Source organism: Pigmentiphaga humi (assembly GCF_900606115.1).
Classification (GTDB): domain Bacteria; phylum Pseudomonadota; class Gammaproteobacteria; order Burkholderiales; family Burkholderiaceae_B; genus Pigmentiphaga; species Pigmentiphaga humi.
On sequence record NZ_UWPJ01000004.1, the window covers coordinates 1 to 13,444 of the forward strand.

Below are 13,444 nucleotides of genomic sequence, written 5' to 3' on the forward strand. Positions count from 1 at the left end.
GCAGAAGCCGAAGAGCGTTACTATCGACAACTCGCGGCATCCGCTGCGGAATCTGTTTTACTTTAACAAAACAGCCTCCGCGATTCCCGGTGTGATTCAATCTCGCCCGCGCGCAGCAGTTCGAGGAAGTCTCCTTCACTGCCGTGCAGGCAGCTAAGAAACAATCGAAGTAGCGTTCCGTGATGGACTTGGGCTTCACTGCCGTGCAGGCAGCTAAGAAACGCAGATGGTGACATCGGCCCTAGGCGCCATGCTTCACTGCCGTGCAGGCAGCTAAGAAATGGGACGGATGGGTGCCGTCAGGCATGAACGGCTTCACTGCCGTGCAGGCAGCTAAGAAAAATCCAGCATAACTAATCTTGCATCACCAGGCCTTCACTGCCGTGCAGGCAGCTAAGAAAGCCGGCGATGTACCGACAATCGGTCATGGTTCCTTCACTGCCGTGCAGGCAGCTAAGAAACCGGAGTCTTGGGCGAACATCGAGTTGTCCACCTTCACTGCCGTGCAGGCAGCTAAGAAAGCAAGGGGGTGCAGCATGAAAGCGGCCCCGTACTTCACTGCCGTGCAGGCAGCTAAGAAATCGGTCAGCGGCACCGCATCTACTGCGGGAGGCTTCACTGCCGTGCAGGCAGCTAAGAAATGGACGCCCATAGACAGCTCTCGGGCGATGACCTTCACTGCCGTGCAGGCAGCTAAGAAAACACGTGCGGGCTTCGGTGCCGCGCTTGCCGGCTTCACTGCCGTGCAGGCAGCTAAGAAACGTACCTGGTGCTGAACCCGCAGCGTGACTCCCTTCACTGCCGTGCAGGCAGCTAAGAAATATCGCCCACAACACACCGACGCGCAACCTCGCTTCACTGCCGTGCAGGCAGCTAAGAAATTCCAGCTGGAAGCGGACGCCATACCACGAGCCTTCACTGCCGTGCAGGCAGCTAAGAAAAGGACGACGAGATGCTGGGCGCGGTCCGTGATCTTCACTGCCGTGCAGGCAGCTAAGAAAAAGCAAGCCAAGAACGGGGGCCGGACTTGGCTCTTCACTGCCGCATTGGTGCACGTTAACTTATTGAAACTATTTGCTCGGCTCTGTAGCATTGCGTTAGGTAGAGCCAGAACAATAAAGGAAGGCGCCTGAACCGTCATGCGATTCAGCATTTGTCGAGATAGGATGCGTCCAGCGTTTCACTGGTCTGGATCTACTTCTTCTGTGCGTTTAGCAGCGAGACAGAGCTATGCCTGACCCCATCTCCGCGGGTCGTCGTGAGCGCATCCACGCCAAGATCGATGAATTCCTCGCCGGGCGTTTGATCGTCAAGCTCGACAAGCTTGCTCCTGAGGATCCCAAGCGTCAGGAGCTAATTACCCAACATCAGCGACCCGCATGGTTGGAGAACGCCGCCCGCCGCGTGCAGCAAATCCAACTCGTCACTCATACGCTGAAGCCCATTCATCCGGATGCGCGCGGAACCAATCTCTACATCGATCCGGGCGTAATGGCGCCTCGCGACGAAGTTGGCAGCCACGTTCTGAGCCCCCAGTTTTCAGCAGATGTAGTAGGCAATGCCGCTGCGCTGGATGTCTACAAATTCCTCAAGCTGGAGATTGACGGGCGTTCGTTACTGGATTGGCTGCATGACGAAGACGGGGAGGCCATGGCGGCTCTCAGTGACGACGTTGCAGAAGCTCGGGCATGGCGCGATGCATTCGTAAGCGTTCTGGCCCAGCGTGGCGGAGAACTATCTACGCATCCGTTGAGCAAGCAGGTGTTTTGGCTGGCGGGCAATGATGCAACGCTGGATGAGCAGTACCATTTGCTTGCTCCTCTTTATGCAAGTTCGCTGGCCCACGCCGTATTTCCGGTGATCCAGGAAGACCGATACGGAGAGAAGAACAAGGCGGCCAGGCAGGCGCGCAACGCCCGGCGGTGGCATGACGGAGCTGTGCGGGAGTATCCGGGCTTGGCGGTACAGAAGCTTGGGGGGACAAAGCCGCAAAACGTGTCCCAATTGAACAGCGAGCGGGGCGGCGTCAATTACTTGTTGGGGGCGTTACCGCCTGTCTGGCAGGCACAGGAGCTTCGTCCGCCCTGGAAAATGGAATCGATCTTCGAGGGCGTATATGCACGGCAGGCGGGGGTGCGCGAGGTCATCGCAGCCCTATTGCGCTTCCTGGAGCAAGATCCACCGCGCAATGAGGCCACTCGGAAGCGGGTGTCCCGATACGTGGATAAGTTGATCGATGAACTGGTCGGCTTGGCGGTCCGCTATCACGAGCGGCTCGAGCCCGGATGGAGCCGCGATGCGCGGTGCCGTCTGGTGCATGTCGAGGCGCTATGGCTGGATCCGCTTCGCGCGACGTTGCGGGACGAAACCGAGTTCGCCCGGGAGTGGATGGCCCTGGATTGGCCCGTCGCTATCGGCAGCCGTTTCGCGCGCTGGTTCAACGCGCAGTTGCGCACGCGAATTTCCGGCGTGGGCGACGATGAGCACCGGAACTGGAAGCGGGAATTGCTGGGAGACGAGCGGGACGGCGGCTGGTCTGCATTCCTGAATACGTTGCGGCGAGAGCTGGATGTGCAGCTGCGCGTGGTGGCGGAGAGCAAGGCATGAGCGTTTCAACCCAACGTGGCCAGGGCCTGCTGGTGCTGCCGCACCTGAACCTACAGAACGTCAATGCCATCTCCAGCCCGTTGACGCATGGCTTTCCGTCGATGACGGCATTTCTCGGCTTCATGTGGGCGTTGGAACGCGCGTTGGAGAAGCGTGGCGTGTCGTTGGCGTTCGATTCCGTCGGTGTCATCTGCCATGCTTATCAGGAACAAGTCCAGAACGGTTATGTGAAGACTTTTCATCTGAGCCGCAACCCGCTCGACAAGAATGGCAGCACGGCGGCCATAGTCGAGGAAGGGCGGATGACGCTCGACGTGACGCTCGTTTTCGGAACCTGGGGGCCGGAGGCTCGCGAAGAGAATCTGTTCTTCGTGGATGACGATGCGCGTGGGCGGACCGTTGCGCTGATCGAGGAAGTGGTTGCTACGCTTCGCGTGGCGGGCGGCACTGTTCTTCCGCCCGGGCGAATGCCGGGGCGCCGGGTCCGTCCCTATCTGCTTGCGTGGGACGAGGACGACGATCTGCGGGATCGGCAGTTCAGATGGTTGCGCCGGCAATGGCTGCCTGGGACGGCGCTAGTGAGCAGGGACGACCTCCTCGCTCGGCGCTTCGAGGCCATGCGTGCAGAAAACCCGGATGCGAACCTGTTGGACGCGTGGCTGGATCTATCCCGGTTCAATTGGCGGCCGGTGTCTACCGCCGAACCTGCCGCAGAAGGGGCAAAGGTGGAATGGGCGCACGATCGCAAAGGCTGGATCGTCCCGATGCCTGTGGGATATTCGAAATTGTCGGAGCTGCAGCCGGCGGGCAGTGTCCGGCACGCGCGGGACGCGCGAACGCGGTTTCGTTTCGTCGAAAGCGTGTACTCGGTGGGCGAGTGGATCGGTCCGCATCGTCTGGACGCGATCGAAGACATGCTTTGGTATGCCGATACCGATGCGGACGGCGGCTTGTATCGCTGCCGCAATGATTATCCGCAGCGTCTTGGCACAGCGGTTGATTGATTTCGTTTTTCTCAGAGGACTCCATGACACTGAAGACTGCTTCCGTCCTGGCTTTTGAACGCAAGCTGGATCCGTCCTATGCGCTGTTCTTCGCCGGGCGCTGGGAGGAGCGGGGCCAGCCCGGGTGGGCCGCCGTGAAAATCCATGAGAAAGCCGTGCGCGGCACGATCTCGAACCGCCTAAAGACCAAGGACCAGGACCCCGCCAAGCTCGATGCCTCGATCGAGAGCCCCAACCTGCAGGTCGTGGACGTGGCTGCGCTGCCCGCCGCTGCGGATACTCTGCAGGTAAGTTTCACGCTGCGAGTACTGTCGGGTGTCGGCCAGCCCTCGGCCTGCAATGACAACGACTACGCAGCCAAGCTCAAAAGCACGCTCGATTCCTACGTGTCCGGACAAGGCTTCGGAGAACTGGCACGCCGCTATGCCGCCAATCTGGCGAACGGCCGTTTCCTCTGGCGCAATCGGGTGGGCGCGGAGGCCGTCGAAGTGCGGATCGAACACCGGGTTCAGGGGCGGACGGAATCGGCATGGATATTCGATGCGTTCCAGTTTTCGCTGCGGGATTTCGCGTACGAAAACGATGACCTTGGCACCGTCGCGGAGCTCATCAGGAAAGGGCTGTCAGGCGAACAGCACGTGTTGCTCCAGGTAACGGCATTCGCCAGGGTCGGAGCGGGGCAGGAGGTGTTTCCTTCTCAGGAACTGGTGCTGGAAAGGGGCGACAAGAGCAAGACGCTCTACCATGTCGATCAGGTCGCCGGCCTGCACTCGCAGAAGGTGGGAAACGCCTTGCGTACGATCGATACCTGGTATCCCGATACGGATGCGGTGGGCCCTATTGCCGTCGAACCGTATGGGTCGGTGACGACGCAAGGAAAGGCGTATCGCCAGCCCAGGCAGAAGCAGGATTTCTACAACCTGCTGGATGACTGGGTGCTCAAGGACAAGGTGCCGCCTGTCGAGCAGCAGCACTACGTCGTGGCGACCTTGATCCGCGGCGGCGTGTTCGGCGATGCGGGGTGAGCAATGGACCACTATCTCGACATCCAGATAGTGCCGGATCCGGAGTTGTCGGTTCACATTGCAATGAGTGGCGTATTCGGCCACTTGCATCGTGCATTGGCGGCGTCGGGCCGCGAGGACATCGGCGTCAGCTTTCCCCAAGCGGCCAAGGCAGGGCTGGGCGCGGTGCTGCGATTGCACGGAACTCGGGAGGCCTTGCTGGCGATGGATCCGGCGAAGTGGGTCCATGGCGCCCGGGATTATGTGCGATGGGACACACCTGCCGCCGTCCCAGAGCGAGCGGGGTATTGCGAGGTGCGCCGGATTCAGGTCAAGAGCAGCCCGGAGCGTCTGCGCCGGCGGCAGATGAAGCGGCATGGCTGGACCGAGGAGCAGGCTTTGGAGCGGATTCCCGATACTGTCGCCAAGACCTTGTCCGATCCTTATCTGAAGCTGTCCAGCCGCAGTACCGGGCAGTCGTTCCGGTTGTTCATTCGCCATGGTTCTCCGGTCGCACAGGCGCGGACGGGGGCATTCAACAGCTATGGCTTGAGCCAGACGGCGACGGTGCCGTGGTTCTAACTACCGTGCCGTGGCGCCTGAGGTAGCCGGCCCGCATTCGCAGCCCGGCTTCGCCAGTGGCACGGCCAAAGCCCGGGCCACTGGCTTCGCAGTGATAGCGGCTATGGTCGCCAATCCTGAAGGAGACCTCCAGCTCAGCCCGGATCGCCTGCGAACAGTTTTTCGAGCCAGTCCGAAAAGGCGCTGGCTACCTGATCAGATTTATCCGTGTATAGATGATCCGCGCCGTCGATTACGGCACGTGTCACGGATACGGCGTTGACCAATGCTTTCTCCATATCGGCCGAGAAAGCGAGCTGTGGATGCTCCTTCGTCCCCGCCAGCAGGAATACGGGAACGGCGATGCCTGCCGCGTCCCGAAGGACAGTGGTGACGGCCGTGGGGCCATACTTGTTGATGTATGTGTCGGCGCACATCAAGCCGCGCATCGCCGGCGTGTTGGTCGGCATCTCCACTTCCATCAGCGTGCGGCCGTCGCCGGCCTGGCTAAGCGCACGGCACCGGTCCAGTATGTCTTCGTGCCGCTTCCAGTCCCAAACCTGTTCATCGGGCAAACGCGGCGACGAAAACATTGCCAACCCCTTGAAGCTGCCGCTGGGCAGGGTGCGTAGCGCGTAGTTCGCCTTGAGTCCTCCCAGGCTGTGCCCTCCTATGACGAGATTGCGATATCCCTGAGCGTTCAACCAGTCCAGCCCCGCCTTGAAGTCGAGCGCGCAGTCCTCGATGCGCTCATGCGCGGCGCCGATCCATCTGGCGTCGATAGGATTGGCCGATACCCAATCGTGTCCACGGTTGTTGAACAAAGCTACGCCCCAGCCCAGGCGATGAATGGCTTGGGCGACTTCCCACAAGGGCGTGTTGTAGAAGGCATTGGCCACGCCGTGCGTACAAAGCACGACGGGGCGGTTCTTGTCCGCGGGCGGAAAGAAGGCTACGTGCAGGCGAACCTGATCTTCGGTATGGATGGCGTGAATCTGCATCATGCGCTCAGTCCTCTTGAATCTTTGCGGCTTTGACCACGGCGGTCCATTTCTTCAAGTCGTCGCGGGTCAATTCGCCAAGGTTCCCGGGTGTTCCGCCTGTTGGCGTCAATCCCTGGCGTTCGAAGGTTGCGCGTACTTCGGCCTGCCGAAGGACCGCGTTGACGTCTGCATTCAGTTTTTGAACGACCGAGGCGGAGGTGTCCTTCGGCGCATAGAGTCCGTACCAGATGTCGCCGTCCACTTCGACTCCCGCCGCCTCGGTGAGGGACGGTATGGCTGGCGTGGCTTCGGCGCGATGTGTTCCGCCGGAAGAGAGAAGGCGAAGCTTCCCGTTGTTTACGTGGGGCAGCGCGACGTGAATAGGCAGGAACATCGTCTTGACGTGTCCGCCTAGCAGCCCTTGCACCGCGCCGCCGGTATTCGAGAAAGGCACATGTGTGAGGTCCGCTTTGGTGGCTTGCTTGAATAGCTCCATCGTCAAATGGTGCGGCGTGCCGTTGCCCGGCGAGGCATAGTCGACTTGCCCGGGTGATTTCCTGGCCAGCGCAATCAGTTCGGGAACCGAGTCGACGTTCAGGCTGGGGTGGGTGACGAGCGTCAATTGCCCGATGGCCACCGGCAGGATGGGCGCCAGGCCGCCGACGGGGTCGTAGGATGCGTTGGGGCGCAGGCTCTTGTTGAGAACCAAGGTGTTCGCAACCAGCATAAGCGTGTAGCCGTCGGGGTTGGCGTTCTGGACATGGGCCGCGCCGATGCCGGTGCTTGCTCCGGGACGGTTCTCGACAACCACTGGTGTGCGCCAGACCACCCCCAATTGTTGGCCCAATGTGCGCGCAAGTATGTCCGCGCCCGTGCCCGGATCGTATGGAACGACGATCTTCACTGGCTTGTCGGGATAAGCCGCATACCCCGTGCTTGCGACGCCGAGCAGCAGCGCTGCCGCGATGTGGGTTTTTCTAATCATGGCGTGTCTTCCTGTTGTAGGCCCCACGAATCACCCGAAAGCTCAGAACGGGTACTTCCGCGAGGTGGTTTGGATGGTTATCCACCGCAGTTCCGTGAATTCGGCAATGCCGGCTTCGCCGCCGAAGCGTCCCAGCCCGCTCTGCTTCGTCCCGCCGAAGGGCATCTGCGGCTCGTCATGGACTGTCGGTCCGTTGATGTGGCAGATTCCCGAATCGATTCGACGCGCAAGCGCCATTGCCTTGCTGATGTCGCGGCTGAAAATCGCGGAGGAGAGGCCGTATTCGCTGGCGTTGGCCAGAGAAAGGGCTTCGGCTTCGTCGCCGAAGCGGATGAGGCCTACCATCGGCCCGAAACTCTCTTCATGGAAGAGCCTCATCTGCGGAGTGACCGAATCCACGATCGTTGCATCCATGAATGTCCCCCCCGCGGTTCCCCCGTGCAGTAGGCGGGCGCCTTTTCCGATCGCGTCATCGAGCAGGGCCTTGCAATGAGATACGGCATTGGTTCCGACCACGGATCCGAGCGGCCCTTGCTGCGCCTGGGGTAGAGCGAAGGACGACACGTGGGCGACCAGCTTTCTTGCGAACGCCTCGGCAATCGCATCGGCGACGATCACACGTTCCGTCGACATGCATATCTGGCCGCAATTGGCGAATGCGCCGAACGCAACCGCGCGAGCGGCCTCGTCGAGATCGGCGTCTTCGAGAACCAGGAGCGGAGCCTTGCCGCCGAGTTCCAGCAGCGCGGGCTTCATGCTGGCGGCGGCAAGGCTGCCGATAATGCGGCCGACCTTCGTCGATCCGGTGAAGTTGACTCTGCGCGTCGCCGGATGCGCAATCAGAGCCTCGACGACAGCCGGAGCGTCTGCTGGCGCATTCACCACGTAGTTGACGACGCCTGGAGGGAAGCCGGCATCGACGAAGCACTTCGCCACGAGAAAGTGCGTCATCGGGCAGAGCTCGGATCCTTTCAAAATGACCGTATTGCCGCACGCCAGTGCCGTGGCAACGGCGCGCACCGCGAGAATGACGGGCGCATTCCATGGAGCAATGCCAAGGCATACGCCGGCGGGTTGGCGCACGGCCAGGGCGAGGCTGCCCTGTACGTCGGATGGAATGATCTGCCCGGAGATCTGCGTCGTGAGGGCGGCGGCTTCGACGAGCATCTCGGCACCGAGATGCAGGTTGGTCTTCGCCCAAAGCTCCGTGGCGCCGAGTTCGGCCGTCATCGCTTCTGTCAGCGCGGGTGCCGAGAGCTCGAGACGGCGAGCGGCCTCGGTCAAGAGACGGCGGCGCTCGCCAGGCCCGCTTTCTCTCCAGGTCGAGAAGGCGCGTGCGGCCGCGTCTACCGCCAGTTTCGCGTCTGTGGCCGTGCCCGCCGGCGCTTCTGAAGCGGCGCCGGCGGATGTCGGTCCGACGCGTTGAAATACCCGGCCCCCCTGGGCCGTTCCATTGCTGCCGTCAATGATCAAAGATGCGTTCAACATAGCGTCCTCATGTCTCCGTGGGCGGGATCCGGACCGTCCGGTCAATCCGCGCGAATACCGCGTTCCTTGGCGATCGGTCCGAATCTGCCGGCTTCCTGCCGCAAGGCCTTGAGGAACGATTCAGCGCTCATGGGAGCGGCGACCTCTGCTCCGTTCGCCAGAATCGCGGATCTGAGTGATTCGTTCTCGAGTGCCTTGCCGATCTCGGCATTGATCTTTTTCACGAGCGCCGCCGGGGTGCCTGCCGGGGCGAAGACGCCGAAAAGGGATTCGGCGTTGAAGTCCTTCACGCCTAGTTCATCCAGCGTGGGCACGTCGGGAAACCGCGAGACCCGTTTGTCTCCGCCGATGGCGAGAAGGCGGATCTTTCCGCCAGCGAGTTGGCTGAGTCCTATGCCCGGGTCGAATACATAGTCCAGGCGGCCGGCGAGCAGGTCTTGCAGAGCGGGCGCCGCGCCCTTGTACGGAACGTGCAGCGCCGAGGTTCCCGTCTTCGCTTTGAACATCTCGCCCGCCAGATGCGGTCCGCTGCCATTTCCCGCCGAGCCGTAGGTCATGGCGCCGGAGTTCTTCTTGACGTAGTCGAGGAACTCGCGCGCATCTTTGACCGGCAAGCTGCTGCGAACAAGCAGGTACTGGATGCCTCTCGATACGGGAGCGACCGGAACGAGATCCTTGAAAGGGTCGACAGGCATCTTGTCGTAGACGAAAGGGCCTATCGAGAAGAGGGTTCCCGCGCTGACAAGCAGCGTATAGCCGTCGGGTGCGGATTTGGCGACGTTCTCGGCGCCGATGCCGCCTCCGGCTCCCGCCCTGTTCTCGACGACCACCGGCTGTCCGACGCGGGGAAGCAATGCAGCGCTGACCGCGCGTCCGACGACGTCGACCGCGCCTCCCGGAGCGAAGTTGACGACCAACCGAACAGGCTTGCCGGGCCACGACGTTGCAGACTCCTCCGCCGTAGCTGCGGCCAGCGGAGACAACAGGAGCAAACCGAGCGCCAGGCGGCGCGACAGGCTTTTATTCGCTGCTTCGCAGTACATGAACTATCTCCTTCGACGATTTGAAAGAAATTGACGTGATCTGGGCCGGCTAGGTCAGGACCACCTCGATGAGATACGGCGCATTGCGCTTGGAGGCTGTCGCGAGCGCCTGTTTAAGCGCGTCGGAGGTGAATACGCGTTCACCGCCGCATCCCTGTCCCTGCGCCAACGCGACAAAATCGATACCCTTGAGGTCCGATCCCAATGCGCCATCCATGCCAAATACCCGCGCGAACTTCTTCAGCGCGGCGTAGCCGTGGTTGTTCGCAATGACGAAGGTGATCGGCAGGCCATGTTCGACGGCGGTCCATATCGCCTGGATCGAGTACATGCTCGAGCCGTCACCGATGAGGGCGATGACCGATGCATCCGTCCTGGCCATTGCGATGCCGATGCTTGCCGGCAGCGAGTAGCCGAGACCTCCGCTGCTGGCCGTAAAGAACGAGCCGGGCCGCACGCAAGGGAGGTGGTTCTGAATGTCGCCCCGGATGCTCGGGGCTTCTTCGACGATGATGCTGTTCGCCGGCCGGTTGTCGGCGATGACCTGCAACATGGCGGCCACATCGATTGCCGACCCGCCGGTGCTGACCGGCTGCGGAGCAGGCCGGCCTGTCGGCATGGCGCGTTTCGTGGGTTCGCCCTTGGCCAGAATATCTTCGACGGCGGCGCGGATGCTGGCAACGACGGAAGTGCCGATGGGGCACCATGCTGCCGAGTTCGGATCGTCGGTGACGTGAAAAATGGCAGCGCTATCGGATGCGTGGGGACCGGAGCCTTCGACGTGATACGTGAAGAGCGGCGCTCCGATAACCACGACCAGATCGCTTCCCTGGAGAGCGGAAACAATCCCTTCTCTGCTGCGAGGCAGGAACCCGGCAAAGAGCGGATGATTCTCGGGGAAACAGCAGCGGCTCGAAGCCGGCGCGACCCACACCAATGCGTTCTGCTGTTCTGCAAGCCGAACCATTTGATGCCATGCGCCGTTCCTGTCCACCTCCGATCCCACGACGAAGGCCGGGCGGCTGCTTTTCCGGAGCGCATCGGCGATGGATGCGACGGAGGCTGCAGAGGGGCGGATCGTGAAATCGATTTCCCTGGCCTGAACCAGCGATGTTCGTGCATCCCAGTCATCGGCCGGCACGGATACGAGGACCGGCCCCCGGGGATATTGCATCGCGGTGCAGTATGCGCGGGCGAGCGCCAGGGGCACGTCTTGCGCTCTTGCCGGCTCGCAGCTCCATTTCACATAAGGCTTGGGCAGCTCGGTAGCTTGTACCGAATACAGATAGGGCTCGAAAGGCAGCATCGAACGCGCCTGCTGGCCTGCGGTGATGACTAGGGGCGTGGCGTTTCGATAGGCGGTAAAAATGCTTCCCATGGCATGGCCCACGCCCGCAGCAGAATGCAGATTGACGAGCGCGGCACGGCCGGATGCTTGGGCGTAGCCGTCGGCCATCGCCACGACCGAACATTCGCTCAGTCCGAGGACGTACTGGAAGTCGGACGGGAAGTCCCGGAACATCGGCAGCTCGGTCGAGCCCGGGTTGCCGAAGATTCGGTCGAAGCCCAGATTGCGGAACAGGTGAAACGAAGCGTCCCTGACCGTGACGTTTTCAGGATCGTGGTCGCGTGAATTGGAGGGCATGTTGCGTAAGGCCGGTGGATGACGAGTGTGCATGCGGGGCGTGCATAAACGGCAGTTCGCCATGAGCATGGGCGCTGCTGTGTTATGCCGGTCTGGTCGCTATCATAGGTAGGAACATCCGTTGTTTAGTTGTGGATGTTTGATCAATTGATGAGCGATCCACATGAATATCTCAAGCCGGCAGCTCGCAGCATTCGTCAGCGTGGCGCAACTGGGCAGCTTCACGCGCGCCTCGGAAAAGGCGCATATGACGCAATCGGGCCTGAGCATCATGATTCGGGAGTTGGAAGGGCAACTCGGGTGCCGGCTGTTCGACCGAACGACCCGATCAGTCCGTCTGACAGAGGCGGGAGCACTGCTTCTGCCGGTTGCCATGCGGGCGACGGACGACCTGGGGCACGTCGTCGGCGAGATCGCCAAGCTGGAGGTCAAGCAGCAGCGGAGCTTGCGCATCGGATGTACGCCCATGCTCGCTGCTTTCTTCCTGCCGATCATCTACCAGGAGTTCCGCGATGCGCATCCACTGTTTTCTCTTCAACTCATCGATGCCGAGGCTGCTGTCATCCAGGAGCAGGTCAAGGCTGGAGAGCTGGATTGCGGTCTGGGGATTTTCTTCAAGCCGATCTCGGGCATCCAGCGCAGCCTTCTGTTTCGCTCGCGGCTGATCTATGTGCGCGCAAGCCATCAGCCACCGTTGGGCAAGCCTTTGTCGGAACTCCCGACGCTGCATTGGGCCGATCTTCCGGAGCTGCCTTTGTTGAAGCTGCCGCAGTCCAGCCCGATCCAGCAACTGGTCGAAAAGCAACTGCAGAAATGCGGCTTGAACCGGCCTGTCCATGGCCAGTTCAACCACATCGAAACCGTGGTGGCAATGGCTGCCGCTGGAGCCGGCGGCGCGGTTGTCCCGGCGTTCGCTTGGGGAAAATGCGCCCACTATGGGATCGAGGGAGCCTTCATCGGCGAGCCGAACGTCACTGTCGATTTCTACTTGACTACGGCTAGAGGAAAACTTGCGCCGGAGTCCGTCAAGGAGCTTTCCGATGTGCTCTCGGCAGCTCTGGAGCGGGTCGCAACGTGAGCAACGCGCTTTATCGGGCGTCGGCGGCCGGTTGAGTGGTTCGGGATGTTTCGGCTGGTACTTCCCCCATCGCCTCTCGCATCCTCTCCATCAACACCCTCCCCACGATCTCCCCCGCCGCCACCAGCGCAGCGGTGCGGGGCACGTCCGGGTTCACTGCCAGCGTGACGTGCCGCACCACGCGCGGATCGTCCAGAGGCCGGACCGTCAAGCCTCGATGCCGGGCCGCTTCATGCGCCATTGCGCCTGAGAGAAACGTCGCGGCGACGCCGGTGTCGCAGATTTCCAGCAGCGAGAAGGAGTCTTCGACGTCGCCGATCACGTTCAACGGGATGTGCTGGCGGCGGGCGGCCTGGACGAGGAGTTCGTGCGAGGATTGCCGTGCGGCGGTGAGGATGGGGATGCCTTGCAGTTCGGGCAGGGTGATGGGCCGGTTGCCGGTGCCGAGCAGCGCGGGCACGCCGACGGCGTAGAGGTGTTCGGAGTAGAGGACGCCGGTGTCGGGTTTGCTGCCGGCGGGCAGGACTTGCATGGCGAGATCGACGCGTCCTTCCTGCAGCATTTTGGCGAGTTCGGCGGAGTAGCCGGTGCGCAGGTGCGGGGTGACGCGCGGCAGTTCTTCTTTGAGGGTGAGGAATAGCCGCTTGCCGACGGCGGGCGCCATGGAACGCAGTACGCCTATGGTGAGGGTGCCCTCGACTTCGCCGGCTTTTTCCTTGACGGCGAGGCGGGCGGTGTCGATGTGTTTGGCGATGAGCAGGGCGCGTTGGTAGAGCTCCGTGCCGGAAGGGGTGAGGGCGATGCCGCTGCGGCCGCGCACCAGGAGTTGCACGCCGAGGTCGGCTTCGAGGGCGGCCAGGCGCTGGCTCAGGGCGGGCTGCACGATGTGGAGCCGGCGGGCGGCTTCGCTGAGGCTGCCGCTTTCGGCGATGGCGATGAAGTATCGGATTTGTCGCAGGTCCATCGATGCCTCCTGGGTGGGCGCGTCCGGCGACGCCGGGCGGCGGGAAGCGATGGATGCGTGCGCCGAAGGCGGCGCTGCGGCC

11 protein-coding genes and 1 CRISPR repeat array are annotated in these 13,444 nt (G+C 62.0%); of the genes, 5 read left to right on the forward strand and 6 right to left on the reverse strand.

Annotated elements, in window-relative coordinates; all coding sequences use genetic code 11:
• The first annotated feature begins 133 nt into the window (after window positions 1–133).
• Window positions 134–1,001: a CRISPR direct-repeat array (repeat unit 28 nt; unit sequence CTTCACTGCCGTGCAGGCAGCTAAGAAA).
• A gap of 229 nt (window positions 1,002–1,230) precedes the next feature.
• Genes csy1 through cas6f form a run of 4 tightly spaced genes read left to right on the forward strand, consistent with a single transcriptional unit; the run spans window position 1,231 to window position 5,197 of the window.
• Entirely contained in the window at window positions 1,231–2,607 is a 1,377-nt protein-coding gene (csy1, locus tag PIGHUM_RS00025) for a type I-F CRISPR-associated protein Csy1 (protein ID WP_124077196.1), read from the forward strand.
• The gene (gene csy2, locus PIGHUM_RS00030) at window positions 2,604–3,611 is read left to right on the forward strand and encodes a type I-F CRISPR-associated protein Csy2 (RefSeq protein WP_124077197.1); all 1,008 of its coding nucleotides are present in this window, start codon (window positions 2,604–2,606) and stop codon (window positions 3,609–3,611) included. The genes csy1 and csy2 overlap by 4 nt, the downstream gene beginning before the upstream one ends.
• A gap of 23 nt (window positions 3,612–3,634) precedes the next feature.
• A complete protein-coding gene (csy3, locus tag PIGHUM_RS00035; protein WP_124077198.1) occupies window positions 3,635–4,636 on the forward strand; it encodes a type I-F CRISPR-associated protein Csy3 in 1,002 nt (333 codons plus the stop codon).
• Between the two features lie 3 nt (window positions 4,637–4,639).
• Window positions 4,640–5,197, forward strand: a complete 558-nt coding sequence (gene cas6f, locus PIGHUM_RS00040; RefSeq protein WP_124077199.1) for a type I-F CRISPR-associated endoribonuclease Cas6/Csy4 — start codon at window positions 4,640–4,642, stop codon at window positions 5,195–5,197.
• A gap of 134 nt (window positions 5,198–5,331) precedes the next feature.
• Here cas6f and PIGHUM_RS00045 read toward each other — a convergent pair whose 3' ends face one another.
• The 5 genes from PIGHUM_RS00045 to mdlC are packed head-to-tail and all read right to left on the reverse strand — an operon-like array spanning window position 5,332 to window position 11,320.
• Window positions 5,332–6,180 (reverse strand): alpha/beta hydrolase family protein, encoded by an 849-nt coding sequence (locus PIGHUM_RS00045; protein WP_124077200.1) that lies wholly within the window; start codon window positions 6,178–6,180, stop codon window positions 5,332–5,334.
• 4 nt (window positions 6,181–6,184) lie between these two features.
• Window positions 6,185–7,144: a Bug family tripartite tricarboxylate transporter substrate binding protein gene (locus tag PIGHUM_RS00050; protein ID WP_124077201.1), complete on the reverse strand. Its 960-nt coding sequence runs from the start codon at window positions 7,142–7,144 to the stop codon at window positions 6,185–6,187.
• Between the two features lie 42 nt (window positions 7,145–7,186).
• A complete protein-coding gene (locus PIGHUM_RS00055; RefSeq protein ID WP_124077202.1) occupies window positions 7,187–8,632 on the reverse strand; it encodes an aldehyde dehydrogenase in 1,446 nt (481 codons plus the stop codon).
• A 41-nt stretch (window positions 8,633–8,673) separates the two neighbouring features.
• Window positions 8,674–9,675, reverse strand: a complete 1,002-nt coding sequence (locus PIGHUM_RS00060; protein WP_124077203.1) for a Bug family tripartite tricarboxylate transporter substrate binding protein — start codon at window positions 9,673–9,675, stop codon at window positions 8,674–8,676.
• Between the two features lie 49 nt (window positions 9,676–9,724).
• Window positions 9,725–11,320, reverse strand: coding sequence for a benzoylformate decarboxylase (gene mdlC, locus PIGHUM_RS00065; protein WP_124077204.1), 1,596 nt, complete (start codon window positions 11,318–11,320; stop codon window positions 9,725–9,727).
• 163 nt (window positions 11,321–11,483) lie between these two features.
• Here mdlC and PIGHUM_RS00070 point away from each other — a divergent pair, with 163 nt between their 5' ends.
• The gene (locus PIGHUM_RS00070; RefSeq protein ID WP_124077205.1) at window positions 11,484–12,398 is read left to right on the forward strand and encodes a LysR family transcriptional regulator; all 915 of its coding nucleotides are present in this window, start codon (window positions 11,484–11,486) and stop codon (window positions 12,396–12,398) included.
• Between the two features lie 10 nt (window positions 12,399–12,408).
• On the opposite strand, the gene PIGHUM_RS00075 is transcribed toward PIGHUM_RS00070, so the two are convergent.
• The gene (locus PIGHUM_RS00075; RefSeq protein ID WP_124077206.1) at window positions 12,409–13,362 is read right to left on the reverse strand and encodes a LysR family transcriptional regulator; all 954 of its coding nucleotides are present in this window, start codon (window positions 13,360–13,362) and stop codon (window positions 12,409–12,411) included.
• Window positions 13,363–13,444: the final 82 nt, after the last annotated feature.